Below are 26,456 nucleotides of genomic sequence, written 5' to 3' on the forward strand. Positions count from 1 at the left end.
CGTAACGGCGTGATGAAAAGGCGTTATTCACTATAAACGCGCTGGGGCAGCCCGCTGGGCTGCCCGCTTAGCGGCGAGGAGAGTCATACCATGACGATGATATTCGGCGTGCCAATGGCCGTGTTCATGGGCCAGCTAACGCTTGGGCTCGTGAACGGTGCCTTTTACGCACTGCTTAGTTTGGGCCTGGCGGTCATCTTCGGCCTACTGAAGATCGTCAACTTTGCCCACGGGGCGCAGTACATGCTGGGAGCCTTCGCCGCGCTGCTGGGCTTTCGCTACCTGGGCATCAACTATTGGCTAGCACTGATTTTGGTCCCGCTGGTGGTGGGCGGTTTTGGCATGCTGATGGAGCGCTTTCTGCTGCGTCGCATTGCCCATCTGGACCACCTCTACGGACTGCTGCTGACCTTCGGGTTAGCGCTGATTTTCGAAGGCACGCTGATCAACTTCTTCGGCGTTTCCGGGGCTCGCTATGCCACGCCTGAGATTCTACAGGGCGGCCTGAACCTGGGCTTTATGTTCCTGCCTACCTACCGTGCTTGGGTGCTGGTGGCGGCGCTCGCCATGTGTCTGTTCACCTGGTTTATGATCGAGCGCACGCGGTTGGGCGCTTACTTGCGCGCCGGTACGGAAAACTCTCAGCTCATGCAGGCATTCGGCGTGAACGTACCGCTGCTGATTACGCTCACCTACGGGTTCGGGGTCGGGCTTGCCGCCTTTGCGGGTGTGCTGGCGGCACCGCTGTACCCGGTATCGCCCACCATGGGCTCCAGCCTGCTGATCGTGGTGTTTGCGGTCGTGGTGATTGGCGGTATGGGCTCGATTCTCGGCGCGATCGTCACGGGCTTGGGAATGGGCATCATCGAGGGGTTGACCAAGGTGTACTACCCGGAAGCCTCTAACACCGTGATCTTTTTGGTCATGATTTTGGTACTCATGTTACGCCCCGCTGGGCTGTTCGGTAAGGAGGCATAACCATGACAACCACGCCTACAACATCGGCCGCGCCGCTCCCTTCAGCGGTGCAAGAGCGCCAGCGGCGCGCCAAGCTGCGGCGTAATATGTTCTATCTCGCGCTGTTGGCCGTGGGATTGGTCGCGCCCTTCGTGGCGTACCCGGTCTTTTTGATGAAGATTCTCTGTTTCGCGCTGTTTGCCTGCGCATTCAACCTGCTGCTGGGGTACGCCGGTCTGCTCTCGTTCGGCCACGCGGCGTTTCTCGCCACCGGCGGTTATGTCACCGGGTACCTGCTGGCCAGCTACCCAGGCTTGACGCCCGAGCTGGGTATTCTCGCCGGTACGTTCATGGCCACGCTCCTGGGGGCGCTGTTTGGCGTGCTCTCCATTCGCCGCCAGGGTATCTACTTCGCTATGGTGACGCTGGCGCTGGCGCAGCTCATGTTCTTCGTGTTCGTGCAGTCGTCGTTCACTGGTGGGGAGGATGGCCTGCACGGTGTGCCGAGAGGGCACCTGTTCGGCATGATCGATCTGAGCAGTAACCTCGCCATGTACTACTTCGTCTTCGCCGTGTTCGTGTTTGGCTTTGCAGTGATTCAGCGCGCCGTCCACTCCCCCTTTGGGCAAGTGCTGAAGGCCATTCGCGAAAACGAACCGCGCGCCGTGTCGCTGGGCTACAACGTGGATGCCTACAAGCTGTTGGCGTTCGTGCTCTCGGCGGCACTCGCGGGCTTGGCGGGTTCCACCAAGACCGTGGTGTTTCAATTGGCCTCGCTCACCGATGCCCACTGGCACATGTCGGGTGAGGTGATTTTGATGACGTTGCTGGGCGGCGTCGGCACGCTGCTCGGCCCGCTGATGGGGGCAGGGCTAGTGGTCAGCCTGCAGCACCTGCTGGCGCAGTCGCCGTTGGGGAACTGGGTAAGCGTGATTCTGGGCATCATCTTTGTGGTGTGCGTGCTGAGCTTCCGTAGCGGCATCATTGGCGAGCTGTCCAAGATGTATCGCAAGAACTTCAAATGATCGACTCCCGTTAACCGCGTCTGTCCGTGGATTGGGTGCCTTCGGGCACCCTTTTTTCTGCTTGTGAAATAAGGCCGTAAGCCCGTTTCTACGCCAAAGGTCGTGGAGGATTGGGTTGCGCACGATAGGCGAAAAATATAAGTTAACGTAAACGTCAACATTGCCAATAATGACAACAACCGTGTGTGACTTGCCTGCCCTTGGCAGCGGGCGCGGGCCACCCACGCGCTGTGGAGATACGCCATGAATTTCGAGCTAAGTGAAGACCAGGTCGCTTTTTCCGATATGGCCCGGGCGTTCGCCCAGAACGAGCTAGAGCCCCATGCCGCCGAGTGGGACGCGGAGTCTTTTTTCCCCGTCGATGTGATACGTAAAGCAGGGGAGTTGGGCTTTTGCTCGCTCTACGCGCCGGAAAGCGTCGGTGGTTTAGGGCTTTCCCGGTTGGATGCCAGCATCATTTTCGAGCAGCTCTCGATGGGCTGCACTTCCACTACCGCGTACCTCACCATCCACAACATGGTGACCTGGATGCTGGCGGATTTCGGCACGCCGGATGCCGTGGCGCAGTGGGGCGAAAAACTGGCGACGGGCGAGCTGTTGGGTTCTTACTGCTTGACCGAACCTAACTCAGGCTCCGATGCGGCCTCGCTGAAAACCACCGCCAAGCGCGATGGCGAGCACTACGTGCTCAACGGCAGCAAGATGTTCATTTCCGGTGCGGGCAGCACCGACTTCCTGGTGGTGATGGCGCGCACCGGCGGCGACGGCCCCGGCGGCGTTTCCGCCTTTGCTGTGGATGCCAAGAGCGAGGGCATCAGCTACGGCCGTAAAGAGGACAAGATGGGCTGGAACAGCCAACCCACTCGCATGATCACCTTTGAAGACGTGTGCGTACCTGCTAACCACCTGCTCGGTAACGAAGGCGACGGCTTCAAAATCGCCATGAAGGGGCTGGACGGCGGGCGCATCAACATTGCCACGTGTTCGATCGGCACTGCCCAGCAGGCGCTCAATAAAGCCCGCGAGTACATGCTAGAGCGCAAGCAGTTCGGCAAGCGCCTCGCCGAGTTTCAAGCGCTGCAGTTCCGCTTGGCCGATATGGTGACCGAGCTGGTGGCCGCCCGCCAACTGGTGCGCATGGCCGCCACCAAGCTGGATGCGGGTCACCCGGATGCCACCACCTACTGCGCCATGGCCAAACGCTTCGCGACCGATGTGGGCTTCAAAGTATGCGATGAAGCGCTGCAGCTCTACGGCGGCAATGGCTACATCAAGGAGTACCCGATGGAGCGCTACGTGCGCGATACGCGCGTACACCGTATTCTGGAAGGCACCAATGAAATCATGCGGCTGATCATTTCACGCCGCGTACTGGCCGACGGTGCCGCCGAGCTGTAGCCGACCGAGTGCCTCTGAGCCTGAACACGAGCACTGAGCATACAAGGATAAGGTAATGAGTTGCGTACTGTTTGAAGAGCACACCACCCAAGATGGCCATGTGATTGGCGAGATCACCCTGAACGCCGAGCGCTCGCTCAACGCGCTCACCCTGGAGATGATCGAAGAGATCCTGCCGCGCCTGAACCAGTGGCAAAGCGACGAGCGGGTCGTGGCCGTGCTGCTGGACAGCGCCGGCGAAAAAGCCTTCTGTGCCGGTGGCGATGTGGTCAACCTCTACAAAGCCATTCAAGGCGAAGGCGCCGCCGATTTTCCCGAGCGCTTCTTCGAGAACGAATACCGCCTGGATTATCAGCTACACACCTATCCCAAACCGGTGATCTGCTGGGGCAATGGTATCGTCATGGGCGGCGGCATGGGCCTGTTGAGCGGTAGCAGCCACCGCATCGTCACGGAAACCTCCCGGTTGGCCATGCCAGAAGTGACCATTGGGCTGTACCCCGACGTGGGCGCGAGCTGGTTCCTGAATCGTTTGCCCGGCGGCACGGGGCGGTTTTTGGCCATGACCGGCGGGCAAATCAACGCGCCGGATGCGGTTCACCTGGGCCTCGCCGACCGCGCCATTGCCAGCCACTACCGTAATGAACTGGCTGAAAAGCTGCTGGCGGCCCGCTGGGGCGAAGGCGAAGATACGGACGCCCACGGCGTGGTGAACCGGGTGTTGCGCGAGCTGGAGCAAGCCTCCCAAAACGTCTTTGCAGAGATGGAAGCGCCGGTTTACAAGTCGTCTTCCTTGATTCGTGAGTTGATGGACCACGACACCGTCGAACAGATGGTCGAGGCCGTACTGGCGGTGAAGACCGACGACCAATGGTTCAGCAAAGCCCAAAAAACCCTGGCCCACGGTAGCCCTGTCTCGGTCAAGCTGATTCACGAGCAGCTCGCCCGTGCCAAGCATATGTCGTTGGCGGACGTGTTTCGCTTCGAGCTAGCGCTCTCGGTGCAGTGCTGTCGCCACCGGGAGTTCCCCGAGGGGGTGCGCGCGCTGCTGGTGGATAAAGATGGCCAGCCAAGCTGGACCTACCCGGACGTGGCCTCGGTCGACCCCTCTTTCATAGATGAGCTGTTGGCTTCTCCATGGGATACCAACCCGCTGACAGACCTCACATAACGCACTCTCTACCACACGCTAATAAGGACAAAAAGATGACGACCGTTGCGTTCATTGGTTTAGGCAATATGGGCGGCCCCATGGCCGCCAACCTGGCGAAAGCTGGCTTTAACGTACGCGCCTTCGACCTTTCCGCCCAAGCGCTGGACACCGCCAAGTCCCAAGGCTGCGACGTGGCGGCTACTGCTACGGAGGCCGCCACCGACGCTGACTTCATCATTTCCATGCTGCCTGCAGGCAAGCACGTGCGCGGGCTTTACGTGGATGGCGACGCGCCGCTGTTCGAGGTGATCAAACCCAGCGCGCTGGTGATTGATTGCTCGACCATCGATGCCGACACCGCCCGCCACGTGGCCGCTGCTGGCGCTGAAAAGGGTATCGGCTTCGTGGATGCGCCGGTCTCCGGTGGGGTAGGTGGCGCCCAGGCAGGCACGCTGACGTTCATCGTGGGCGGCTCGGAAGCGCAGTTCGCCCAGGCGCAGCCGGTGCTGCAAGCCATGGGGAAAAACATCTTCCACGCAGGCGACCACGGCGCGGGGCAGATCGCCAAGGTGTGCAACAACATGCTGCTCTCGATTCTGATGGCGGGCACCTGCGAAGCGATCAACATGGGCGTCAAAAACGGCCTCGACCCCGCCGTGCTGTCAGAAATCATGAAGCAAAGCTCTGGCGGCAACTGGGCGCTGAACGTTTACAACCCCTACCCAGGGGTAATGGAAAACGCCCCCGCCTCGAAGGGTTACCAAGGCGGCTTCCAGGTGGACCTGATGATCAAAGACCTCGGTCTTGCCATGGATGTCAGCCAGCAAAGCGCATCCCCCGTGCCCATGGGCTCGGCCGCCCGCTCGCTGTTCACCCTGCACAAAGCAGGCGGCAACGGCAAACTCGACTTCTCCAGCCTGCTCAAGTTGTATCAGGATAAGAGTGAGTAGTGAGTAATGAGTGGTAAGTGAAGTGGTAAGTGGTAAATCGTGAGGGGATGGCGTAGCGCGTGGTAACGAGCAGCGCGAGGCACCCGCGAAGGGCGGCAACGCCGCCCTGGTCGCGCCACAAAACTAACCAACAACAAGGACTGCCATGATTACGCTTTGGGGCCGCAACAACTCCACCAACGTCAAGAAAGTGCTCTGGGCACTGGAAGAGCTGCAACTGCCGTTCGAGATGGTCATGGCGGGTTTGCAGCACGGCGTCAACGACACGCCGGAATACCTTGCCATGAACCCCAATGGCCTAGTGCCGCTACTCAAAGACGACGCGACGCAAAGCGTGCTGTGGGAGTCCAACACCATCCTCCGCTATTTGGCGGCGCAATACGCCCCTAACCATTTATGGATCGAAGCACCCGCCAAGCGCGCGCAGATGGAAAAGTGGATGGACTGGTCCACCAGCCTGCTCACTCCCGCCCATCGCACCATTTTGATGGGCTATGTACGCACCCCGCCGGAACAGCGCGATAGCGCATTGTTAGACCCCGCCATCGCCACCTGCGAAAAACTCTTCGCCCAGCTAGACGCCGCGTTAAGCCAGCAGCCCTGGTTCTCTGGCGATGAATTCGGCCTTGCCGATATCGCCATCGCCCCGTTCACTTATAACCTGTTAAACAGCGGCCTTACTTGGCAGCCCCGCCCGCATCTACAGCGCTGGGTAGAGCAGCTGGCCGAACGCCCCGCCTACCGCCAGGTCGTGATGATTCCCGTTACCTAAAACCCATGTTGAGCTCATCGTGTATTTTCGCCGCTGAAGAGGGGCAATCATCCCGTAGCGCGGCGTAACGAGCCACGCGAGGCACCCGCGACGGACGGCAGCGCTGCCCCTGGGCTGTTGTCTTAAAACCCGGCTTCCACCTGCGCCAACTTCCTATCCAACCCCTTCAACAACTCACACCTCAACCCATGCCGCTCGGCGCGCTCAATCAACGGCCCCAAAATCGCCCCGCGCTCGGTAGGCCGCTTGGCCTCCACATCCTGCAACATCGAGGCTTTGTTGTTCGCGGTGTTCTCCACCACCTGCCACACCAACGCCAGCCAGGCGGTGTCACCCTCACCACCATTTGGCGGCGCAACCTCTTCCTTCGCTAAAATCGCCGTCACTTCCTTCACCACGGCCACTACACGGCCTGAATAGGCCTCTCCACGAAGCTCTCCATTACGCACGCCATGTAGCGCCACTAACGGGTTAATCGCCGCGTTCACCGCTAACTTCTGCCACAGACGGCTGCGAATATCGCCCACCGCCGAAGCAGTAAGCCCAGCCTCACTCAGCAGCACCGCTAAGAATGCCGCTAACCCGGCGTGCTGGTTATCCAAATCCCCCACAAACGTTGGCCCGCGCCCGGCGTGTACCACGCCATCATCCCCGGTTAAGTACGCCCCCTGAGTCGTGGTAGCGCACAGCACGGGCCCAGGCCACGTTTGGGTAATACGCGGCTGCGCATAAAAGCCGTTTTGCCACAGCACCAGTGGGGTAGAAGGGGGCAGTACGCTCGCAATGCTCGAAAGCGCCGCCTCGGCAGCCATAGCTTTCGTAGTGATATGCACGAACGCAGGTGGTGTAGGCGTATCCGCCACCCACTGCTCAGCGGTGAACGAGGTTAAGTGCTGAAAACACACTTCACCTTCCGGTGTGGTCAGCAACTGCCGCGAAGGCAGTGCGCGACGGCCAATTACCGACACTTCAATGAACGGGGCGAGAGAGTGCGCCAACAAACGGCCAATGGCCCCAGGGCCAAGAATCCAGTGGGTGGTCATGGGTAAGACATCTTCAGCAACGGGAATGCTGCCAAGCTTACCGCGTTCGGTGTGGAGAGGCTAAGGAGTGAAAAGAAGCTGTGTGGGACTATTTTCTAGTGACGGGGGTAAGGATAGTTTGGTAGGTTTGAGGCTAAGCTGGTTTTGTTAGTGATAGTAGGTGCAAGGCTGCGATGGTTACACCAAGCAGGAATTGATGGAGTGTCAGCTTTCGATCCGCGGCGTACATGCCAGGAAATGCAGTAAGCACGAGAATTTTTGAGTGTAATGCCTAATTAAAATTTGCTTTTGTAAACATCATAGGCTTGTAAAATATGGCGGGCTACATTTATCGACGAAAATTGCCTGCACGTTCATTCAATCATAGAACGCGCCGTTTAATACGCTGTTAGCGATAAGGGTTAATTCCGATGTTGTTAGTAGAAAACGGAAAAGCATCAGCTGATTCATATAACGCGTCTTTGGGGTTTTGGTTGCCGTCAGACTCTCCTTACGGAAATCTCCAGCTGAAGTACATGAAAATCATATGGCGCCTTGATGAGGCAAATAGGAAAATCTCTGAAAGCTGGCAGTTGTGGGAGATTTGTTCAAAGGGAGGAATGCTTCCCACGGGAGCGCTAGAGCGTCACGTGTTTTCAAATGAAGAAGCTGTTTATATGCTTCGCAGGGCGGGCGATGAGCTTGTGTCAATGATCTGGTTGCTTGCAAAATATGAAAATGATGGGAAATATCCATCAAAAATTAAAGTAGATTGTTTGGGGGCTATGGTTTCGCAAAGCGAAGATGCTCGACTTTCGGTATTTTCGAACCATGTCGAGTTAATGCAGATGCTCAACGAGATAGCTAACGCATTTAAACATTCATTTATAAATTCCGACCATACTCTTCTTGGTTCAGAAGAGCCAAGGATTCATGCGCTAGGACTTGCATATAATAAGCTTAGTGCTGAGGCTGTATTTTACGACGTGCCAGTTGATGAGTTAGTAAAAAAATATAACGAATTTTATAAATCCTGTGTGAAGTGGCTTTCAGAATACTCTAAGAGGAATCGCTAACAATCGGCTGCACAGCGATCGATTTCCCGCTGCTACGCAGCTCTAAATCGTCGCATGAGCCGGGCGTTAGCCACATAAAAAGGGTAATGATGTGTGATTTTAGTGAAGTCTCATTTAAAAATGGGAGCATAAATTTCAAGATCAACGTTGCGCCGGTTTCTCTGCAGAATCGGGGTGATAGGAAGGCTGCTTTTAAACGTGAGCTTCAGGAGATTACGAGAATATCACCATTTGTTGTAACAGGGACGTGTTGGGTTTCGATAAATTATTACTGTCAGCATGTAAAAAGGATCAAGAATCCGGGTGCTTATGACATAGACAATATAATTAAGCCAATCCTAGACTCGCTAGTTGGGCAAGCAGGTTTAATTGTGGATGATGTGCTTGTTGATCGAGTCACTGTTAATTGGGTTGAGACTCCTCATGAAGATCATATCGAGATACAAGTTGAATATCCTGATTTACTGTTTTGTGGTAAAGATGATTTAGTGCTGATAAAGCATAGGTCTGGTTGGTGTTTCCCAATTCATCGGCAAATTGCGCAGAGCGATAAGGGTATGGAGCTCATCCAGAGATATTTTGATATTTGGAACTCGATAGACGACGAACATGCTTTCAACGCTAGCGTTGGGATGCTACCTATTCAAAATTTCATATACTTTACCAAAGTTCGTGAAAGTGGTTTTGAGATAATTGAACTAAAATGTAGCTAACAAAGCAGTTAAGTCGGATTCATGAGCGCGCGCAGACTCGCTTACGCTCAAATATAACACGAGTTTGTTCACCGCTTATTGCGGAGTTATCTAAATAGAGACTGACTATGCTAAAAATCATCGGTATGTTTCTGATAGTTTTTGGAGGTATTGGGTTGGTCCAGAATTTACGATTCTTACTGGTTTTCCGTAAAATCACCAAGGCGCCCTCCGCTGAACAATCCGAGAAAACCGCCGTGAATGATCATTTTGTTGGCCTTTCTGTTTTCTCAATCGGCATATTTGCGTTGGGTATTTATTTGGTTCAGAGGTAAATAAGCATGGCTATTCTGGGTGTGATTTTAATTGTCGTAGGTCTTAGCGCCGGGGTTCAATCATTTCGTGTGCAAGGAACATTAAACGAAATACTGAAGGCTGGCCGAGATCCAGACTCATTAAAATCTACGTTGTGGACGCAGCGTATAATCAGCATTTCATGTTTGGGATCAGGTCTATACCTATTAATTTAGCTAATAAGTCTAAGCACAGCCACAGCACAGCTTTGTCATTGCGGCTTAGCCTTCACGACAAAGCCTCGCGTGTTGACGTCTTTATATCAGCACTACCTAAAAGACTGCTCCTGGCCGATAACGGCCTTCCAGCCACGTCCACAGATTCAATCCCAGTAATCAATGAAGGTCGCCCACAAAATCCTCAAAATACGGCAACTAATAGAGATGCACGCCAAACCAAAACACCCCTCAGCCCGACACCTCCTCATGACCAGCCACAAACCCACTCAACAGCCGTTCGATTTCCTGGGCAGGCATCGGGCGGAAGAAAAAGAATCCTTGGACGAGGTCGCAGTGCATATCGCGCAGCAGGGATAACTGTTCGGCGTTCTCGACGCCCTCGGCCACTACCTCTAATCCCAGCCGGTGGCCGATGAGGATGGCACCCTCCATGATGGCCCTGTCCTTCGGCTGCATGGGCGCGTCGTGGATGAAGGAGCGGTCGATCTTCAAGGCGGTGACGGGAAAGTGCTTGAGGTAGCTCAGGGAGGAGTAGCCGGTCCCAAAGTCATCGAGGGCAATGCGAATACCGCGATGATAGAGGCGTCGCAGGTCCTCCAGGACGGTCTCGTCGGCTTCGATCAGGATATTCTCGGTCAGTTCGATGCCGATATCTCGCGGCCCCAAGCCGTGGCGCTGCAGTGAATCTTCGAAGCGCTTGAGTGCATCGAGGCGCACCAATTGGCGACCCGAGATATTGATGTCGATGCGGTGGTGAAGAAATCCCTTGGCGCGCCATTCCGCTTGCTGGCGGCATGCCTCTTCGATGACCCAGTCGCCCAGGCGATGAATCAAGCCAGAACGCTCGGCCAGTGGAATAAACTCGGCAGGGGAGATCGCCGGGCCTTCGCTCGTCTCCCAGCGGATCAAGGCTTCGAGGTTCTCTATTCGTCCACTGGCCACCGAGACCTGTGGCTGGTAGTGGAGGGAAAATTCGCCGTTATCCAAGGCTTCTTCGAGTCGCGCCGAGAGGTGGTGCTGACGCACCAGCTCATCATGAAGCTTCTGCTGAAAGAAGCGCAGCGTCCCCCGGCCCGCCAGTTTGGCGCGGTTCTTGGCCACATCGGCATTACGGATCAATTCGCGAGACGAGTCGCCATTTTCGGGAAAAAGCGCCACGCCCAGGCAGGCGGTGACCTGACGCTCCCGACCATCGAGAACGAAAGGTTGCCGGAATACATTCTGGACACGACGAACGACTCGCCTCACATCGGTGGCTAGCTGGGCGCAGGGAAAGGCCAGCACGAATTCATCGCTAGAGACGCGGGACACGAGGTCCGTGGCGCGTTGGCACTCGCGTAGCCGCCGGGTCAACTCAACGAGCAGGCGATCACCCTGATCGTAACCCAGGGCATCATTGATCTCGACGAAGTGATCGATGTCCACGTAGATAGTGACTAGGCCATGGCCCAAGCGCCGACAGGAATCCAATAAACCGTCTAGGTCGACCTCGAAAGTCTGGCGATTGGGAAGATGGGTGAGCCTGTCAAACCGGGTGGCGAATTCTAGTTCACGATGGGCACGCTTTTGGCCGGAAAGGTCGACATCCACGCAAAACAGCAAGGGGGAATCGGTGTGCTCATTGAGCATCAGGTGCTGGGAATAGACCGATACCGGCTCACCGGTTTTGTGCTTGAGTTCGAGCTCACGGGCAGAGATGGCGACACCTTTTTCAATCCAGGCACGATGCGCTTGGATCACGCCGTCACGCATGAAGGCAGGGATGATCAGGTCTTCCAGTAACTGCCCTTGGGCTTCTTCGGCGGTGTAGCCGTAGAGGCGAGTGCTTCCTTCATTCCAGTAAATCACTCGGCGATCACGATCATATCCCTGAACCGCCACCTTCGGCAGGCTCTCTAGCAGGGAGCGAAATCGCTGCTCGCTTTCTAGGTATTGGCGGCGTACTAACGCGACGGCGTCTTGGTCGGCTTCTTGCGGAGCGCTGCCATCCGTTGAAGAGGGCTTTGTTGCCTCTGTCACCAGCGCACTAGACAACGCCCTGCGATGTTTCTTCAGGTGCTTCGAATCTCTATGTTGTCGAGAGTCGCTGGCCGTCATGGTATTCACTTAGAGAGGTAATACGTTTAAGCGCCATCGTGATGGCAACAGTAGGCACTTTATATGAAGCATCCTACACCCATTCGTAGGGGATAACCTACACATAAAACGGTATCCTTGGCCTGATTCTTTTTTCAACGAAATCACTCTCTTTAACTACATTTCTTTGACATATTCCTGCCGTTCTTTTCATTTTCATCCTGTTGGCCTTGGTGTTCACACCGGCCACGCCGGGCAATGTCGCCCAGTTAACAGGAGAATACTTACATGAAACTCGATACTTTCAATCACGGTGTCGATATCACCGCCATGCCTGCGGATTCACTCGCCGATTATTGGAAGCCGGACGTGGCCGAAGCGCTGCAACATCACGATTGGGCGACAACCGATATTCGGGATCGCATCGATCTGGCTGCTTGGCAGGGGTTCGTGGCGGACCTGCCACGTGACCCCTACGTCAACCTTCGCTGGAAGCGGATGTCGTGGCTGGCTTTAAATGATCAGGGAGACGTGGAGGAGATGGGGCAGTGCCCCATGGCACAGGGCGGTGCTTTTAACGATGCGGAGAGCATGGCGGACCGCCTGCGGTATTACGATCCGCTGACTGAGGAGTTTTTGGCACGCCCCGATGTGAACGACTTCGTTCGCGCCTGGGCAAAACTTTGGAATATTGGCGCCCACGAACCCATGTTGATGCAGATCACCGGCGTTCGCGGAGAAGGCCGCGTCGACCCCCTTCAGGGGCAGGGCATTCATGCCGATGGCTGCAAGGCCCTCAGCATTCTGGTCCTCAATCGGGAAAACGTGGCGGGGGCCGAAAACCATCTTTACGCAGACAAGGCTGGCACGCAGCCCCTGGTGGATATCACGCTCAATCCCGGTGATATCCTTCATCTGCGCGATGATCGGCTCTTTCACAGCGTGGACGGAATCGCGCAGCTCGACAGCGAGGCACCTTTCGAGCGGTTCATTATCATCATCAACAGCCGTTTCGTGGATGATTTTCAGAACCGGATGCTGCGTCGCTACTTCCCGGAAGCGGTCCTCAACGAGAGTTAATAAACCCCTCACTACATTTAGCCTTTAGTAACACAAACGCCCCCGGAATCCGGGGGCGTCTTGGTTGTGCCTCTCGCTTGCGCTGCTGAACACCCTTGCGCGCCGAGCTGCTCGGACGTTGCCTTAGGGCGCAATGCGCGTGCTGGCGTCGGTGAAGCCGATCAGCGAAATGTCCAGGTCCATGCGATCACCGCGTGGGCCAATCATGCTGAGGGTGGCCGTATTGCCACTGCGCAGCTGCTGCAACATCGACGGCTCGATGGGGGCGTCGGCACGGCAGCCTTGCTGTTGGCAAACCTGATAGGGGAACTGGATGGGCTCGCCGTCATCCACCACCAGTTGCAAGCCAGCGGCTAGGCGTACGCCCAGCGGGACGAAGAAGCTCATCACCGGGCCGTCGATTTGCGGCGGGTAATCGAGAACTACCTGCATCAAGGGCTGATCGCTGCCGGGTTGAGTAACCATTTGTACCATCGCACAGCGTGTCGCGCCCTGGCCCTCCTGGCAGCGCACTTCCCAGTCTTGAAACGACTCGGTAGTGACATTCTCGCCGGACGCGGCGCCCGGCTGTTGGCCGAAGGCGCTGGTTGAAAACGCCAAGATCGATAGCAGGCCCATCATACGCAGGGTTTGAGTAAAGCGGTGTGGCATTGCGTCATCTCCTGTTGGTTCGTTAATGGTAAGCAATACCACCACCATGCCTGCTTGTGCGCTTGATATCCAGCATAGAGACGGAATGTAAACACAGCGCAACGCGCGACAGGCCTGCAAAGCGCCGTATACTCTGGCGTACGTTTCTTGATGTAGGCGACCCTTGTTTATGCAAAAGCGATATGTACGACCCCTTTTCTGGCTCGCGCTGCTGGCGTTACTGGCGGGCTGTGGTGAAACGCCCACCGGGCGCTCCCAACTGGCTCTGGTCCCCGGCCCGCTGATGGCGGACATGGGCGTAGATACCTTCAATCAGCTACGCAACACTCAGCCCATCAGCCGCGATGCGCAAGCAAACCAACTAGTGCAGTGCGTGGCGCAAAAAGTAGTGGCGGGTGCGCAAGCGAGCTACCCAGGTCTCGATTTCCCCGAGCGTTGGGAGGTGGTGGTGTTCGAGGACCCATCTCCCAACGCCTTCGCGCTGCCGGGTGGCCGCATTGGGGTGCATAGCGGCCTGCTACGGGTGGCTGAAACCCCGGCCCAGCTTGCCGCAGTGATGGGGCATGAAGTCGCCCACGTGTTGGCCGACCACGGCAACGAGCGCTTGACCCAGCAGCTTGGCATTAAAGCCGTGCTACTGGTGGTGGGGCTTCTGGGGGAGGGCGAGTTTGGCAGCCAGCAGTTGATGCAGGCGCTGGGCGTAGGGGCCCAGTTGGGCATCAGCCTACCGTTCAGCCGTACCCACGAAGAAGAGGCCGACTTGATGGGCCTGGAGATCATGGCCCGCGCGGGCTTCGACCCCCAGCAGAGCGTGGCGCTGTGGCAGAACATGGCGACGGCTAGTGATGGCCAGCCTCCGGAGTTTTTATCGACACACCCGGCACACGAATCGCGCATTCGGTCACTGCAAGGGGCGCTGGAAGAGGCCACGGCGACTTTTCGCAGCGTGGCGCCGGCGCAGTGCTGAGCGAGCAACGCGCCGTTGCCCTGCAAAGCGATGGCTGGTCTAAACTTGGCTCATGACCTTTAGCTTGGGAGACCTCCCATGCGGCACCTCACGTTAATGCGGCACGCCAAAGCCCAACAGCCCAGCGGCGAGATGACCGACCACCAACGCCCGTTGAGCAAGCGTGGCGTGCGCCAAGCACACGCCATGGCATATGTACTACAGCGCTGGCAGTCGTTGGCAGGTAAGGTTTGTGTGAGCACGGCGTTACGTACCCGACAAACCTTCGATGCCATCGAATCGCTGCATCTTCAGCGTCAATTAGATCGCCACGTGCTGCTGGATGACGCGCTTTACACCTTCGACGGCGATGCGCTGCTCGCGTGGCTCAAAGCCTTGCCCAATGACACCGAGCGGGTATTGGTGATTGGCCATAATCCCGCTTTGGTCGAGCTGGCGCAGTGGCTCGACGACGACGCGCCTCCCTCGCTACCCACTGGCAGCGTGCTGCATTTCACCTTGCCTGATGCCCCCTGGAACGCGCTAGAGCCGGGCAGTGCCACGCTCACCGGTGGTTTAACGCCTGATACCGCCAGCTACGCGCTGTTCCAGCATCGTGCCGACGAGCCGCCCCAAGCCAATGGCGATGTTGCAAACCGCTTGCATGAGGCGTTGGTGTATCAACACCAGCGGGTGAAGGCGCTGAAACCCGGCGTGATGGCGGGTGTCGACCCTGAGTTTCTTCATCAATACCGGGTGAGCCTGCGCCGCAGCCGGGCGATACTGGAATCGGTGCGCGCCATCACGAAGGTGTCTGGGTGGAAGCCGTGGCTAACGCAGCTCAAGCGGCACGCCCGCGCCACCAGCGGCCTGCGCGATCTCGATGTGGTGCTGGCTGATCTCGATGACATCGAGGTACCCCTCTCGACCTCGACCCAGCAGCACCTGCGCCAGTGGTTACAGAGCTGCCAACGGGCGGAGCACGTGGCGCTGTGCCAGCAGTTGAATGCGCCGGGCTACCCCGAGGCCCTTGAGGAGTGGCAGCGCTGGCTAGCGTCAAAGGCGTGTAGGCAGGCGCTGGCCAAGCTGTCGCCCAAACGCATTCAAGCAGTGCTCGATGATCGGGTGAAGCAGCATCAAAAGGCGCTGGCGGCGCTCTCGATCGACGACCCTGACGCATCGTTTCATGATCTGCGCAAGGGCGTGAAGCGTCTTCGTTATTTGGCCGACCTGCACCCGACGACCTCTACATCGTTCTTGAAGGAGTTGAAACGCCGTCAGCGAGTATTGGGTCGCTATCAGGATATTTGCGTACGCCAAGCTTGGCTGGAAGCGTTTGGTGCACGCGCCGAAACCACCGGACCAGAGCGCCAGGAGTGCGCCGAGTGGCAAGCCGCACTGGCGTCCCAAAAGCAGACGCTGCGCCAAAAAGTGCTGGCGTGGGCACCGCTCCCGCGCCATTAGACCCTGCTTCGCGGCGGCTTGCCGCTTGTGCCAAGGGCATATATGATTCGTATACATTTCGTATTCGAAACATATATCGAGGTTGCCATGGGGATCGTCAAAATCAACGACCAGCTGCATGAAGAGCTGCGTAAAGCGAGCGGTGTGATGGTGCGCTCCATCAATGCCCAGGCGGAGTACTGGATCAAAATCGGCATGCTGGCGGAGGCGAACCCCGGCCTGACTTTTTCTGACATCATGCGGGAGCAAATGAAGCAAGCCGACGTGGATATCAGGATGGTGATGGGTGAATAGGGTGACGCTGAAAACACCCGAAGAGCTTCAGTTACTGCGTGAAGCGGGTCGGCTGCTGGCGCAGGTGTTTGGCTATTTAGACGCACGCATTGAGCCGGGTATTTCCACGATGGATATCAACCGCTGGGTCGAACGCTACATCGTCGATGTAGTGAAGGCGCGCCCGGCAAGTAAAGGCCAGTACGGTTACCCCTACGTGCTCAATGCCTCGGTGAACCATGTAGTGTGCCACGGCATTCCTTCTGAAACCCAGCGGTTGGCCTCAGGCGATATCGTCAACGTCGACATCACGCTTGAGAAAAACGGTTTTATCGCCGATGCCAGCAAAACCTATTTGGTGGGGACGGTCACTCCCAATGCCCAACGGCTGGTCGGTACGACCTACGAAGCCATGTGGCGAGGCATTCATGCCGTCAAACCCGGTGCCACGCTGGGAGACGTGGGGCATGCCATTCAACGCCATGCCGAACGCCACGGTTATTCCATCGTCCGCGAATACTGCGGCCACGGCATCGGGCGCGACATGCATGAAGCGCCTCAGGTGCTGCACTACGGTAAGCCAGGCAAAGGCCTCACGTTGAAAGAGGGTATGGTGTTCACCATCGAGCCGATGGTGAACATGGGCAACGCCAAGATCAAAACCAAACGCGACGGCTGGACCGTGGTGACCAGCGATAAGAAGCTCTCGGCGCAGTGGGAGCATACCGTGGCCGTCACGGCAAGCGGCGTAGAGGTGCTCACGCTGCGCGATGACGAGCGCATGCCTGCCTTCGACGACTGAGCCAACGCCTCGCTTCCTGGCGAAGCGCCTCAGGTGCGTTAAGCTGAAACGGCGGACACTGATTCGTAGTCCGCCGTTTTTTGTTGATGCGCAAAGAAAAGGATGTCGATGATGGCGAAAAAACCGATAGGTAGCGGCACGACGCCCACAAAACCGCCACGTGCCACGGTCTCGTGTGGCACCGAAAAGCTACTGCTGGACGCCTTGGAACGTGGGGGAAGCTGTCTAGAGACCGGGCGCTTTTTGATTAGCTACCGCGATGGCCAAGTGGAAGCGGGCATCCAGGCACTCAAAGCCCAGCATTTCCGCGTGGCGGATGCCCGCGACTTTACCGACCAAGCGGTGAGCCTGGAAGACGCCGGCGACGCGGAAGCCATGGTGTTTCCCGAAATTGGCGTGGCGCTGATTGGCGGTGATGCCATAGAGCAGCACGGGATGAGCGTGTTGGATACGCTTGCGGCGGATAGCCCCGTCGACATCATCGAACCGGAGTACTTTGCGTTTTCAGAGAACTCCGAGTACTTACGCGGCTTTTTACGTGCCGCCACGACTATTGCACGGGATTTAGGCGTTGAACTGGATGCCCAAGAGGGGGCGTCAGAGCTTGAAGTGGCGCTTCGGCCCACGTGGGGATTGAGCCGTTGTAAAGTGCCGCAAAGCCGCTGGAGCGGGGCGGGCATTAAAGTCGCCGTGTTGGATACCGGTATGGATCTGGGGCACACGGATTTCGCCGGCAGAGAATTCGTGACCCGCTCGTTTGTAGGAGAAGCCGTGCAGGATATGAACGGGCACGGCACCCACTGTATTGGCACAGCCTGTGGCCCCCAAAGCCCAGGTGATACCACGCCGCGTTACGGCATTGCTTATGAAGCGCAAATTCTGGTGGGTAAGGTGCTCACCAACTCAGGCAGCAGTACCGGAGCCGGAGTGCTGGCGGGTCTGAACTGGGCGATTACCAACCGCTGTGAAGTAATTTCGATGTCGTTAGGGAGCCAAAGCCCGGTGCAAGCCGCCTACACCCATGCCGGGGCAGCGGCGTTGCGTAACGGCTGCCTGGTGATTGCCGCAGCGGGGAATGCCGCCATGCAAACGGGCGCGCCCGCCAACTCGCCTACGGTGATGTCGGTGGCTTCCTTAGATCCCAACTTATCGCCTTCCAACTTTTCCAATCATGGCAAAATCGACATTGCCGCCCCTGGCCGAGATGTTTTTTCGTCGTGGCCCCGGCCCACGCGGCATAAATCGATCAGCGGCACCAGCATGGCCGCGCCGCACGTGGCGGGTTGTGCCGCCCTCTGGGCGCAGTCGGATGCCTCCCTACGTGGGCGAAAGCTTTGGGAGCAGTTAGTAGCGTCGGCCAAACCTTTGCCCCTACCTGACACGCAAGTGGGCATAGGTCTGGTGCAGGCCCCTTAACCATCACGCCGCGCTGGGCGGTTCCTTCCAAACGCCCAGCGCACACTGTGGAGAGACGTACCATGGCAACGGTCACGCTATGGTTGATCACGATTTCCAGCGATCAGCCCATCCATGACATCGCCACCCGCCTCAGCGCGGAAGGCCTGACGGTTCGAGAAGTGCTAGAGGAAATCGGCTGCATTACCGGTGCCGCCGACGAAGCCACGGCGCAGCGTCTAAAGCAGATTCAAGGCGTGTTAGATATCTCACCGGATATGCCAATGGATATCGGCCCGCCAGGGGCGAGTGAGACGTGGTGAGGAGTAGCATTATCATTACAGCAAACAACCGAACTTCCTATGGTCATGCACCAAAGCGGCTTGTGTACTGAGGCGAGGTCAGTATAGGGACAGCGTCCATCTCGCCAAGTACAGAAGGGCTAAGCCATGCCTCCCCTTTCGATCGATTTGCAATACGCTGAGCTAATGAATCAGCTCCGACACTTAGGTGCTATTCGATTTGCGATGATGGGCGTCTGTGCCGCGTTTACTATTGGGCTCCTGACGGCGCATTATTCACTGTTAGATCAATGCCGTGTGCAGGCAATAGAGCTGGCGTTTCAAGCGCGGATGATCGGCACCATCATCGTAATACTGTTCGCGATCTTCGAATTATCTGCAAGTTGGCAATACAAGCAATTTGCTGGTCGCGCAATGGCCCTAGAAGGCGAAGATGGCGCTGTCTTTAAAGGCAAAAAAGTACGCTTACTTGGGCCTGTCACACTTATGTCACTGATCGTTTACGCGCTGCTTTTGGTAGTTTGGTGGTTTCTATAACGATTTGGCTCTCTGACCAACGTAATGCAAATGGATATTTTTTTACTGCGTCACGCGGAAACGCTATCTAACCAGGAGGGGCGGCTTTCTAGCGGGATGGATGACACGCTAACGGCTCTGGGATGCGAGCAAGCTCACGCTATTGTTAGCGGGCTGCTTTCCTTGAGGCTTGATGCAATTCTTTGCTCGCCTCTTTCACGAGCTGTGAAGACAGTGCAGCCTTTTTTAGACGCCAGTTCTCTACCGTTTGAGATACATCCGTGTCTAGCAGAAGGCCAACTGGTACTCACCAGTGAGGTGCCGCTGATGCCTGTTGGCTACCAGAGGTTGTCCAGTGGTGTTCCAGTGCCTTGTAGCGATGAGTCGCCGGGGGCTTTCTTGCAACGCGTTGAACACGCAAAAGATCTGTTGTTATCTCAGCAATATCCACGAATTTTGGTGGTGACTCACGGGCATATGATTCGTGAGCTATTGAATAGCTTTTTAGCGCTACCGAGCAAAACGCGCTTCCCCCATCATAATTGTGGTTTGACGCATCTTTCGATTGGCGAACAGGTGACCGTTGGCTTCGTCAATCGACCGTTAATACCCTAGACCGTTGTTTTCTTAGTTCGCCGCTTCCCCGCCGTGCTGCTGCGGCTCCCCGTGGTTGTCTTACCGCTCGTACTTTTACGCCGCGTATAGCTTTTCTTAGTGGCTCCGCTGCGTTTGGCAGGGGCACCTGCTTCGCCTTGGGCGGTTTGTAGGCTGTGGCGCAATTTAGCCGCGTCGCTTTGGCCTAGCAGGGCGCGTAAGTCTTCCAGCAGCGCGTGCTGGAAGGCGTTGGGGTCGTCTTGCTGCTCGGAGATCGCTCGCAGGCGTTGCTCCCAAAGGGCGGTGCGTTCCGGTGTGCTGACGGCGCTGGGCAGGGCGGCGATCAGCGCGCAGCCGAGTTTGGTGGCGCGTAGCGCTTTTTGCTGGCGCACCAGGTAGCCGCGCTGCACCAGGGTTTCGATGATGCCTGCGCGGGTGGCTTCGGTGCCCAGGCCATCGGTGTCGCGCAGCGTGCGGCGCACCCCTGGGTCCTCCACGTAGCGGCCAATGTTCATCATCGCTTTGATCAGGCTGGCATCGGTGAACGGTTCTGGCGGCCGTGTTTCTTTCTCTTCCACGCCTGCGCCAAGGGCCTGGCAGGCCTCGCCTTGGGTGAGTGGCGGCAGCGGTGGGGTGTCTTCGCGGGTGGTGAACAGCGGCTTCCAGCCAGGATCGAGGATGCTTTGGCCGCGCGCGCGGAAGGCTTCATCCAGCAGGGTGAACTCGGCTTTCACTTCGAAGGTGCACAGCGGGCGGTAGAACTGCGCCATGACGTTGCGCACGATCAGCCGAAACACATGGGCTTCGGTGGCAGAAAGCTGGCTGAGATCGGCGGGCTTGCCAGTCGGTGCCAAGGCGTGGTGCGCGCCGACCTGCTTGTCGTTCCAGGCTTTCGAGCGCAGGGTGAAGTCGGCCCCGTGGAGCCATCCTCGTAGCGTGTCGTCATTCTGGCAGGCACCGGAGAGGCTGCGTTGGGCAAGCGCCAGGTGCTCTTCGGGCAGGTAGCGGCAGTCGGAGCGAGGATAGGTAATCAGCTTGTGCTGCTCGTAAAGCCGCTGGCAAATATCCAGCACCATCTGCGCAGAATGCCCAAAGCGGCGGGCGGCGTCTACCTGCAGGGCTGAGAGCGAGTAGGGCAGCGGTGGCGCTTGTCGCTTTTCTTGTTGTTCTAGTTGGGTGAGCGTGCCGTGCACGCCGGGGAGCTGAGCGGCCAGGGCATCGGCGGGCGTGCGGTCCGTCAGTCGCCCTTGCTCATCCAGCGGTTGATGGGCTTTCGGTGCCCACCACGCGCGCAGTTGCCCCTGCGCTACCTGTAGGTCTACCCAAAGCGGGTAGAACGGGTAGGGTTTGAAATCACGGATACTGTTGTCTCGCCGGACAATCAGCCCCAGCACCGGGGTTTGTACCCGACCCACCGAGAGCACGCCATCGTGCCCGGCCTGGCGGCCGGTGAGCGTCCAAGCGCGCGTCAGGTTGATACCGTATAGCCAATCGGCCCGGGAGCGCGCCTGGGCGGCCTGAAACAGCGGCTGAAACTCAGCATTCGACCGCAGGCTAGCCAGCGCGCGGCTGACCGCTGGCCGGTTGAGGTCGCTGATCAAGAGCCGCTGCACTGGGCCACGGTATTTCAAATGCTCGATCACCTCTTGCACCAGCAGTTGGCCTTCGCGGTCCGGGTCGCCAGCGTGCACCACGCTGGTCGCCTGTTTGATCAATTTGCGAATCACCGCGAGCTGGCCACGGGCTTTAGGGCGCGGGGCGAGTTGCCATGTGCCGGGCACGATGGGCAGCCGGTCGAGGCGCCACTGTTTATCGGCGGGGTCGTAGGCTTCCGGTGGAGCTTGCTCCAGCAGGTGGCCCAGGCACCAAGTCACCGTGGTATCGCCGCACACAATCGCGCTTTCCTGGCGCTTGCCGCCACCGGGCAGGGCGTCAGCAATGGCGCGGGCGAGGCTGGGTTTCTCGGCGATAATCAAGCGCATACGGTAGGCCCTGGCAGCGGTCTTTGAAAGAGTGTCATGGTAGCAGAAGCCGCTCAGTGGGTTGAACGTCGAGGCGTGAAAATTTATACAGGTACTTGAAAGGTGTCGTGCGTCATTTTTTCGTATAGTTTTTGTATAAAATTAGCGGATTGAGTAAGCTGACACTAAACACTGAGAGGTGATGTTCATGCGCGAACGCGGTAGAACACGACGTTTATTCGGGTTGGGTGCCCGCACGGGGGGGGCCCTGCTAAAAACGCGGCTAGGCGGCCAAACGGATTGGCGGGCGTTGGGCGAGGCGCTTTTCGAGGGCTTGTCGGAGTTGAAAGGTCCGGCCATGAAGCTGGCGCAGATCATGTCCCAGTGGGATGACTTGCTGCCCCCCGACCTGGCCAACGAGCTGGCGCGCTTACAGCGTCAGGCCGAGCCCATGCCCTGGCCAAAGATTCGCGAAGCGCTGGTGATGCAATACGGTGATATCGACCAGCACTTCCGTAAGATAGAAGAGCGACCTTTTGCCAGCGCCTCCATGGGCCAAGTTCACAAAGCGGTAACGCTAGACGGCGAGACGGTGGTGCTCAAAGTGCAGTATCCCGGCCTTGCCGACGTGCTGGAGAGCGATCTCAAGCAAGTCAGGCGCATCATGGGGCTGGGGCGCTGGTTCAAGGTGCCCCAAGCACGGCTGGATGCGCTGTTCGAGGAGCTGGCAGCCGGGCTGCGTGACGAGCTGGATTACCACGCCGAAGCCGAAGCGCTGGGCCGCTACCGCGAGCGTTATCACGATCACCCAGAGTTAGTGATTCCCGAGCCCTTGTTCGAACTCTCTGGCCAGCACGTCTTGGCCATGCGCTTTGTCGACGGCACCCCGCTGCGGGATTTAGAGAGCGCTGACGACGCTACCCGGCAAAAGGTGGCGGTGGCGCTGGCGGACTGGATTACCGAAGAGCTGTTTACCTACCGTGAACTGCACGCCGACCCTCACGCGGGCAATTTCGCCTGTGACGAGCAGGGCCGTTTAGTGATTTACGATCTAGGCGCGGTGATTCCCGTCCCCGAAGCGCGGCTCAAAGCCATGATGCAGCTACTGGATGCCACCCTGGACCAGGACCCGATGGCCATGGATGACGCGCTGATGAAGATGGGCGGCCGCCAGGGCCAAGGGGCGCCGCTGGCGCTGTATCGGGAATCCGCCGAGTGCATTACGCCGCTGTTTGCCCCCGGCGAGCAGGATTTTAGCGACGTGCGCGTTCACCGCCGCTTGCGGGAACTCACCCCCAAAGTATGGGCGGCCATGGACCGCTTGCAGCCCCCGGCTGATACGCTGCTGCTCTCCCGAGCGCTCAACGGTCACTACTGGAATTTGGTGCGTCTAAAAGCCCGGTTGGACATGCATGGCCGTACCCAGCCGCTGCTGGCGTGGGCGCGTGCCGATTGAGCCTATCGGTGCAAACTGCTACCGGCCGATTGCCGCTGCGGTAGCACCGCCAGCCGTGCTAGACTATTGCGCTTTTTAATTGGATTCACCGATCAATAGTCTTGAAGACAGTGGAGACGGCAATGCTGGCGGTATGGGTCGATCAACTGCTGGGATTTGCCTCTGGGGCACTCTCGGCAATCAGGCAGCAGGAGCACTACCCCGATTTCATGACGTGGGTACGTGCCGACGGCGCTGAAGCATTCAACGGCGATCTGGCGACCGCACAAGCGCTGGCGCCCATTCTGTGGTCGCAAACGCCGTTGGAGCGGCTGGCGTTCGCTAGCGAGCCGTTGGCGACACCCGGCCGCAACGAGCCGTGCTGGTGCGATTCTGGACGCAAGTACAAGCAGTGCTGCTACCGCGTGAGTTTTCCCACGGAAATCCCCGAACAGATGATGTGGATGCTCTCGCTGCGCGAATGGAAAGGCGCGACCCTGAAAGCGGCCCTGGAAAGCCAGCAGGCCCCGGCGCAAGCATTGCTGGAAGCCGGGCTGATCGCCGCTGAAAGCGGCCAGACGGGCCGTTCCATGCAGATTTTGGAGTCGCTGTTCGATGGCAGCGACTGGTCGCGCCTGCCGGAGCAGGCTGAACCCGCCTTCGAGATCCTGTTGGATATCTATCAAGAGCGTGGCTTTACTCGCAAGCGTGCCGACTTGCTGGACGACGTGATGGAGCGAGGGCCGCTCTTTTTGCGCGGCGTCGCTCTGGAGCGGCTATGTTTGATGCACCTGGATAACGACGATCTGGATAGCGCTCGCGCGGCGTTCGTCAAAGCCCAGCAGGCGCTGCCCGACTCTCCGACGCTGGCCTACATCGAGGCCATGCTGCTGCTCCACGAAGGCCACGAAGCCGAGGCCAAAGAGCGGGCTAACTTCTGGTACCGCCGATTGGTGCGCCAGGGAGACCTGGACGAAGATCAGCTCGAATTCCTGGCCGCGTTGGCGGATAACCCCGGTGCCACACTGGCCGATCAGCTGCTGAGTGCCGAAGAAGACATGGCGACGCCGCTGGTGTCGCTACAAGCGCTGCTGGCAGCGCTGCCCGTGGCTCCCAAACTCGCCATCGAGCAGGATGCCGAGTCCGGCCGCCTGCACTACACCACTACCGCCCGCGAAGAGACGCTGTTTGCCGCTTGGCACGAGCAGTTTCAGGTCATGGTGGACGAAGACGTGGCGCTAGGCTTCCGTGATGACCCCTGGGGTAATGCGGTGGAGTGGATGTCGGCACTGTGTGCGCATCCTGAATGGCTAGACGCGCCCCAGGTCGTGCAGGATCTGACGCTGGCGCTGACCAGCCGCTTCGGCAGCTTGCCGTGGATGGCTCCCACGCTGCTAGAGCCACTGGCGTTACGCTTGTCTCGCTGGTTGGAGCAGGCCCGCGCCGCCGGAGATGGCAGCCTTTGCTGGGACGACGCCGATAATGCCATGCTGCTGCGCACCGGATTGGCGCTGGTCGTCGGGATGGAGCGCGGTGCCCGCCAGCACTCACGGGAGCTGGCCGAAGAGCTGCTGGCGATCGATCAGGAAGACAGCCTAGGTCTGAGGGAACTGGTGCTGGACCAGTTGCTGCGCGACCACCGTAACGAAGAGGCACTGGCACTGACCGAAGAGCCCCAGAAAGACGATGGTTCATTGGTGCTAGGGCTTCTGATGGGGCGCACGCTGGCGCTCTATCGGTTAGGCCAGCAGGCAGCGGCGGAAATCGCCATTCAAGACGTCATGGCACACAACCGCCATGCACTGGAGCTGATCTGCGCCGAGAACCCCAGACCTTCCATGCCCCACGCCGATGGGCAGGTCGACCCTGGCTCCCGAGCCGAAGCATGGCAGTACCGCACGCTGATGCGTGACCAGTGGCGCACGACTCCTGGGGCGCTGGAGTGGCTAGCCAACCACCGCTGAGCCTCCCTGACGGTCTTATTGGCCTGCCCCGTTCACCGGGGCAGGCACGAGCTGCTTGTCGCGGCTGATCCAGATCGCCAGCACAATGGCGGGTAGGCCGAGCAGAGTGGCCACAACGAAGAACGTGGCATAGCCCTGGGCACTCACGACGATCCCACCAAACCCGCTGAGGAATTTCCCTGGCAGCGTCATCAGTGACGAAAACAGCGCGTACTGCGTGGCGGTATACGCGCGCGAGGTCAAGCTCGACAAAAACGCGATGAATACCGCGCTGGCGAGGCCGTTAGCGAGGTTATCACCGATGATCGTCACCACCAGCATCGGCACCTGATTGCCAATCAGCGCAAGCACCGCAAACAACAGGTTGGTGACCATCACCAGCCCTGCGCCAAAAATCAGCAGTGGGCCAATGCCATAGCGGGCCACCAGTAGACCGCCAAGAATCCCCCCGGCAATGCTCATGGCAATCCCAAATATATTGGTGACGTTGGCAATGGTCGCCAGTGAAAAGCCCAAGTCGATATACAGCGGGTTGGCCATGGAGGCCATGGCCAAGTCGCTGATGCGAAACACGGCAATAAATAGCAAAATGCCCATCGCCTTCACGCCAAAGCGACGAAAGAAGTCGGTAAACGGGCACACGATGGCGCCAATCACCCAGGCGCCCATACGCCGCAGCGGTTTCGGCTGGCCCCGGCTGTCGCGGATGAAGGCGCGCACTTTGGGCTCGTGGATGAGCTGCACGGTCAGCGAAGCGCGTTGGGGCTCCGGTCGAATCAAGACGGTGAGCACGCCAATGCCGACCAGAGCCGCCATGGTGAGGTAGGCGGCGTGCCACGACACCGCCGAAGCCACATACAGCGCACCGGCACCCGCCGCCAGCAGCCCGCCGCGATAGCCGATGATATAGGTGGAGGCCATGGCCGCTTGGACATCGTCATTGGCGGATTCGATACGGTAAGCGTCTATCGCAATATCCTGCGTCGCAGAGCCAAACGCCACCAGCAGCGCAAAGGCGGCCACCCAGCCCAAATTACCCACGGGGTCGACGCCCGCTAAGCCAATGAGGCCAGCGGCAATCATGCCTTGGGCCAGCAGCATCCAGCCTCGTCGTTGCCCAAACGCCCGCGTCAGTAGCGGTAGAGCAAGCCGGTCCACGACAGGTGCCCAGAAGAATTTGATCGAGTAGAGCATCCCGATCCAGGCAAAAAAGCCGATAGCGGCAACGTCGACGCCATCGCTACGCAGCCAGGCAGAGAGCGTGGAAAACACCAGTAAAAAGGGCAGGCCAGCGGAAAAGCCTAAAAACAGCATGGTGATCACTGGCGCTTTGCAGTAAATACCAAGCGCCGCCAGCCAACTGCGCTGGGGAGTCGGGGTGGGCATGTAAGGACGTACTCCCAAAAGAAAACATCGGTG

Annotated in this window: 24 protein-coding genes; 19 read left to right on the top strand and 5 right to left on the bottom strand. The window is 58.3% G+C overall.

The window, feature by feature from the left end; genetic code table 11:
* Window positions 1-90 precede the first annotated feature (90 nt).
* From QIT27_RS05965 to QIT27_RS05990, 6 genes are all read left to right on the top strand, one after another.
* Window positions 91-978 (top strand): branched-chain amino acid ABC transporter permease, encoded by an 888-nt coding sequence (locus QIT27_RS05965; RefSeq protein WP_159342457.1) that lies wholly within the window; start codon window positions 91-93, stop codon window positions 976-978.
* Between the two features lie 2 nt (window positions 979-980).
* Window positions 981-1,982 carry a branched-chain amino acid ABC transporter permease gene (locus QIT27_RS05970; protein WP_159342456.1) on the top strand — a complete coding sequence of 334 codons (1,002 nt, stop codon included), beginning with the start codon at window positions 981-983 and terminating at the stop codon, window positions 1,980-1,982.
* A 243-nt stretch (window positions 1,983-2,225) separates the two neighbouring features.
* Window positions 2,226-3,380, top strand: a complete 1,155-nt coding sequence (locus tag QIT27_RS05975; RefSeq protein ID WP_285263188.1) for an acyl-CoA dehydrogenase family protein — start codon at window positions 2,226-2,228, stop codon at window positions 3,378-3,380.
* A 55-nt stretch (window positions 3,381-3,435) separates the two neighbouring features.
* Window positions 3,436-4,551: an enoyl-CoA hydratase/isomerase family protein gene (locus QIT27_RS05980; RefSeq protein ID WP_285263189.1), complete on the top strand. Its 1,116-nt coding sequence runs from the start codon at window positions 3,436-3,438 to the stop codon at window positions 4,549-4,551.
* Between the two features lie 35 nt (window positions 4,552-4,586).
* Window positions 4,587-5,483 carry a 3-hydroxyisobutyrate dehydrogenase gene (mmsB, locus tag QIT27_RS05985; protein WP_285263190.1) on the top strand — a complete coding sequence of 299 codons (897 nt, stop codon included), beginning with the start codon at window positions 4,587-4,589 and terminating at the stop codon, window positions 5,481-5,483.
* Window positions 5,484-5,628: 145 nt separating this feature from the next.
* Complete coding sequence (locus QIT27_RS05990; protein WP_285263191.1) at window positions 5,629-6,255, top strand: glutathione S-transferase family protein; 627 nt, start codon at window positions 5,629-5,631, stop codon at window positions 6,253-6,255.
* A 122-nt stretch (window positions 6,256-6,377) separates the two neighbouring features.
* Here the strand turns inward: QIT27_RS05990 and QIT27_RS05995 are convergent, their stop codons facing one another.
* On the bottom strand, window positions 6,378-7,298 hold the full coding sequence (locus QIT27_RS05995; RefSeq protein ID WP_285263192.1) for a ketopantoate reductase family protein: 921 nt from the start codon (window positions 7,296-7,298) through the stop codon (window positions 6,378-6,380).
* Between the two features lie 410 nt (window positions 7,299-7,708).
* Between QIT27_RS05995 and QIT27_RS06000 the strand changes: the two genes are divergently transcribed.
* Window positions 7,709-8,353, top strand: a complete 645-nt coding sequence (locus QIT27_RS06000) for a hypothetical protein (RefSeq protein ID WP_285263193.1) — start codon at window positions 7,709-7,711, stop codon at window positions 8,351-8,353.
* 86 nt (window positions 8,354-8,439) lie between these two features.
* Window positions 8,440-9,066 (top strand): RusA family crossover junction endodeoxyribonuclease, encoded by a 627-nt coding sequence (locus tag QIT27_RS06005; protein WP_285263194.1) that lies wholly within the window; start codon window positions 8,440-8,442, stop codon window positions 9,064-9,066.
* 740 nt (window positions 9,067-9,806) lie between these two features.
* On the opposite strand, the gene QIT27_RS06010 is transcribed toward QIT27_RS06005, so the two are convergent.
* Window positions 9,807-11,597: a putative bifunctional diguanylate cyclase/phosphodiesterase gene (locus tag QIT27_RS06010; protein ID WP_285263195.1), complete on the bottom strand. Its 1,791-nt coding sequence runs from the start codon at window positions 11,595-11,597 to the stop codon at window positions 9,807-9,809.
* Window positions 11,598-11,942: 345 nt separating this feature from the next.
* On the opposite strand from QIT27_RS06010, the gene QIT27_RS06015 reads away from it, so the two are divergent.
* Window positions 11,943-12,734, top strand: a complete 792-nt coding sequence (locus QIT27_RS06015) for a 2OG-Fe dioxygenase family protein (RefSeq protein ID WP_285263196.1) — start codon at window positions 11,943-11,945, stop codon at window positions 12,732-12,734.
* Window positions 12,735-12,857: 123 nt separating this feature from the next.
* Here the strand turns inward: QIT27_RS06015 and QIT27_RS06020 are convergent, their stop codons facing one another.
* A complete protein-coding gene (locus QIT27_RS06020; RefSeq protein WP_285263197.1) occupies window positions 12,858-13,385 on the bottom strand; it encodes an invasion associated locus B family protein in 528 nt (175 codons plus the stop codon).
* Window positions 13,386-13,554: 169 nt separating this feature from the next.
* Between QIT27_RS06020 and QIT27_RS06025 the strand changes: the two genes are divergently transcribed.
* The 8 genes from QIT27_RS06025 to QIT27_RS06060 all read left to right on the top strand — a co-directional run bounded on the left by QIT27_RS06025 (window position 13,555) and on the right by QIT27_RS06060 (window position 19,698).
* The gene (locus QIT27_RS06025) at window positions 13,555-14,352 is read left to right on the top strand and encodes a M48 family metallopeptidase (protein WP_285263198.1); all 798 of its coding nucleotides are present in this window, start codon (window positions 13,555-13,557) and stop codon (window positions 14,350-14,352) included.
* Between the two features lie 78 nt (window positions 14,353-14,430).
* Complete coding sequence (locus QIT27_RS06030) at window positions 14,431-15,795, top strand: CHAD domain-containing protein (RefSeq protein WP_285263199.1); 1,365 nt, start codon at window positions 14,431-14,433, stop codon at window positions 15,793-15,795.
* Between the two features lie 87 nt (window positions 15,796-15,882).
* A complete protein-coding gene (locus QIT27_RS06035) occupies window positions 15,883-16,089 on the top strand; it encodes a ParD-like family protein (RefSeq protein WP_159342440.1) in 207 nt (68 codons plus the stop codon).
* Window positions 16,082-16,870: a type I methionyl aminopeptidase gene (map, locus tag QIT27_RS06040; protein WP_285263200.1), complete on the top strand. Its 789-nt coding sequence runs from the start codon at window positions 16,082-16,084 to the stop codon at window positions 16,868-16,870. The genes QIT27_RS06035 and map overlap by 8 nt, the downstream gene beginning before the upstream one ends.
* A 108-nt stretch (window positions 16,871-16,978) precedes the next feature.
* Window positions 16,979-18,286 carry a S8 family serine peptidase gene (locus QIT27_RS06045; protein ID WP_285263201.1) on the top strand — a complete coding sequence of 436 codons (1,308 nt, stop codon included), beginning with the start codon at window positions 16,979-16,981 and terminating at the stop codon, window positions 18,284-18,286.
* Between the two features lie 62 nt (window positions 18,287-18,348).
* Window positions 18,349-18,588, top strand: a complete 240-nt coding sequence (locus QIT27_RS06050; protein ID WP_285263202.1) for a hypothetical protein — start codon at window positions 18,349-18,351, stop codon at window positions 18,586-18,588.
* A gap of 126 nt (window positions 18,589-18,714) precedes the next feature.
* Window positions 18,715-19,104 (top strand): hypothetical protein, encoded by a 390-nt coding sequence (locus QIT27_RS06055; protein ID WP_285263203.1) that lies wholly within the window; start codon window positions 18,715-18,717, stop codon window positions 19,102-19,104.
* 30 nt (window positions 19,105-19,134) lie between these two features.
* Window positions 19,135-19,698, top strand: a complete 564-nt coding sequence (locus QIT27_RS06060; RefSeq protein WP_285263204.1) for a histidine phosphatase family protein — start codon at window positions 19,135-19,137, stop codon at window positions 19,696-19,698.
* Here QIT27_RS06060 and QIT27_RS06065 read toward each other — a convergent pair.
* Entirely contained in the window at window positions 19,695-21,659 is a 1,965-nt protein-coding gene (locus QIT27_RS06065; protein ID WP_285263205.1) for a DNA topoisomerase III, read from the bottom strand. The two genes, QIT27_RS06060 and QIT27_RS06065, sit on opposite strands and share 4 nt — an antisense overlap.
* Before the next feature lie 187 nt (window positions 21,660-21,846).
* On the opposite strand from QIT27_RS06065, the gene QIT27_RS06070 reads away from it, so the two are divergent.
* Together QIT27_RS06070 and QIT27_RS06075 are read left to right on the top strand one after the other, a co-directional pair.
* Window positions 21,847-23,094, top strand: a complete 1,248-nt coding sequence (locus QIT27_RS06070) for an ABC1 kinase family protein (protein WP_285263206.1) — start codon at window positions 21,847-21,849, stop codon at window positions 23,092-23,094.
* A 122-nt stretch (window positions 23,095-23,216) separates the two neighbouring features.
* Window positions 23,217-25,037, top strand: a complete 1,821-nt coding sequence (locus tag QIT27_RS06075; protein ID WP_159342434.1) for an SEC-C domain-containing protein — start codon at window positions 23,217-23,219, stop codon at window positions 25,035-25,037.
* Between the two features lie 15 nt (window positions 25,038-25,052).
* Here QIT27_RS06075 and QIT27_RS06080 read toward each other — a convergent pair whose 3' ends face one another.
* On the bottom strand, window positions 25,053-26,423 hold the full coding sequence (locus QIT27_RS06080; protein ID WP_159342433.1) for an AmpG family muropeptide MFS transporter: 1,371 nt from the start codon (window positions 26,421-26,423) through the stop codon (window positions 25,053-25,055).
* Window positions 26,424-26,456: the final 33 nt, after the last annotated feature.

The organism is Halomonas sp. LC1, from assembly GCF_030247125.1.
Lineage (GTDB): Bacteria > Pseudomonadota > Gammaproteobacteria > Pseudomonadales > Halomonadaceae > Vreelandella.

Bases quoted from the DNA above. Each gene is read 5' to 3' on its own strand.
- QIT27_RS05965 (WP_159342457.1), top strand. From the start codon at position 91: ATGACGATGATATTCGGCGTGCCAATGGCCGTGTTCATGGGCCAGCTA.
- QIT27_RS05970 (WP_159342456.1), top strand. From the start codon at position 981: ATGACAACCACGCCTACAACATCGGCCGCGCCGCTCCCTTCAGCGGTG.
- QIT27_RS05975 (WP_285263188.1), top strand. From the start codon at position 2,226: ATGAATTTCGAGCTAAGTGAAGACCAGGTCGCTTTTTCCGATATGGCC.
- QIT27_RS05980 (WP_285263189.1), top strand. From the start codon at position 3,436: ATGAGTTGCGTACTGTTTGAAGAGCACACCACCCAAGATGGCCATGTG.
- mmsB (WP_285263190.1), top strand. From the start codon at position 4,587: ATGACGACCGTTGCGTTCATTGGTTTAGGCAATATGGGCGGCCCCATG.
- QIT27_RS05990 (WP_285263191.1), top strand. From the start codon at position 5,629: ATGATTACGCTTTGGGGCCGCAACAACTCCACCAACGTCAAGAAAGTG.
- QIT27_RS05995 (WP_285263192.1), bottom strand. From the start codon at position 7,298: ATGACCACCCACTGGATTCTTGGCCCTGGGGCCATTGGCCGTTTGTTG.
- QIT27_RS06000 (WP_285263193.1), top strand. From the start codon at position 7,709: ATGTTGTTAGTAGAAAACGGAAAAGCATCAGCTGATTCATATAACGCG.
- QIT27_RS06005 (WP_285263194.1), top strand. From the start codon at position 8,440: ATGATGTGTGATTTTAGTGAAGTCTCATTTAAAAATGGGAGCATAAAT.
- QIT27_RS06015 (WP_285263196.1), top strand. From the start codon at position 11,943: ATGAAACTCGATACTTTCAATCACGGTGTCGATATCACCGCCATGCCT.
- QIT27_RS06020 (WP_285263197.1), bottom strand. From the start codon at position 13,385: ATGCCACACCGCTTTACTCAAACCCTGCGTATGATGGGCCTGCTATCG.
- QIT27_RS06025 (WP_285263198.1), top strand. From the start codon at position 13,555: ATGCAAAAGCGATATGTACGACCCCTTTTCTGGCTCGCGCTGCTGGCG.
- QIT27_RS06030 (WP_285263199.1), top strand. From the start codon at position 14,431: ATGCGGCACCTCACGTTAATGCGGCACGCCAAAGCCCAACAGCCCAGC.
- QIT27_RS06035 (WP_159342440.1), top strand. From the start codon at position 15,883: ATGGGGATCGTCAAAATCAACGACCAGCTGCATGAAGAGCTGCGTAAA.
- QIT27_RS06045 (WP_285263201.1), top strand. From the start codon at position 16,979: ATGATGGCGAAAAAACCGATAGGTAGCGGCACGACGCCCACAAAACCG.
- QIT27_RS06050 (WP_285263202.1), top strand. From the start codon at position 18,349: ATGGCAACGGTCACGCTATGGTTGATCACGATTTCCAGCGATCAGCCC.
- QIT27_RS06055 (WP_285263203.1), top strand. From the start codon at position 18,715: ATGCCTCCCCTTTCGATCGATTTGCAATACGCTGAGCTAATGAATCAG.
- QIT27_RS06060 (WP_285263204.1), top strand. From the start codon at position 19,135: ATGGATATTTTTTTACTGCGTCACGCGGAAACGCTATCTAACCAGGAG.
- QIT27_RS06065 (WP_285263205.1), bottom strand. From the start codon at position 21,659: ATGCGCTTGATTATCGCCGAGAAACCCAGCCTCGCCCGCGCCATTGCT.
- QIT27_RS06070 (WP_285263206.1), top strand. From the start codon at position 21,847: ATGCGCGAACGCGGTAGAACACGACGTTTATTCGGGTTGGGTGCCCGC.
- QIT27_RS06075 (WP_159342434.1), top strand. From the start codon at position 23,217: ATGCTGGCGGTATGGGTCGATCAACTGCTGGGATTTGCCTCTGGGGCA.
- QIT27_RS06080 (WP_159342433.1), bottom strand. From the start codon at position 26,423: ATGCCCACCCCGACTCCCCAGCGCAGTTGGCTGGCGGCGCTTGGTATT.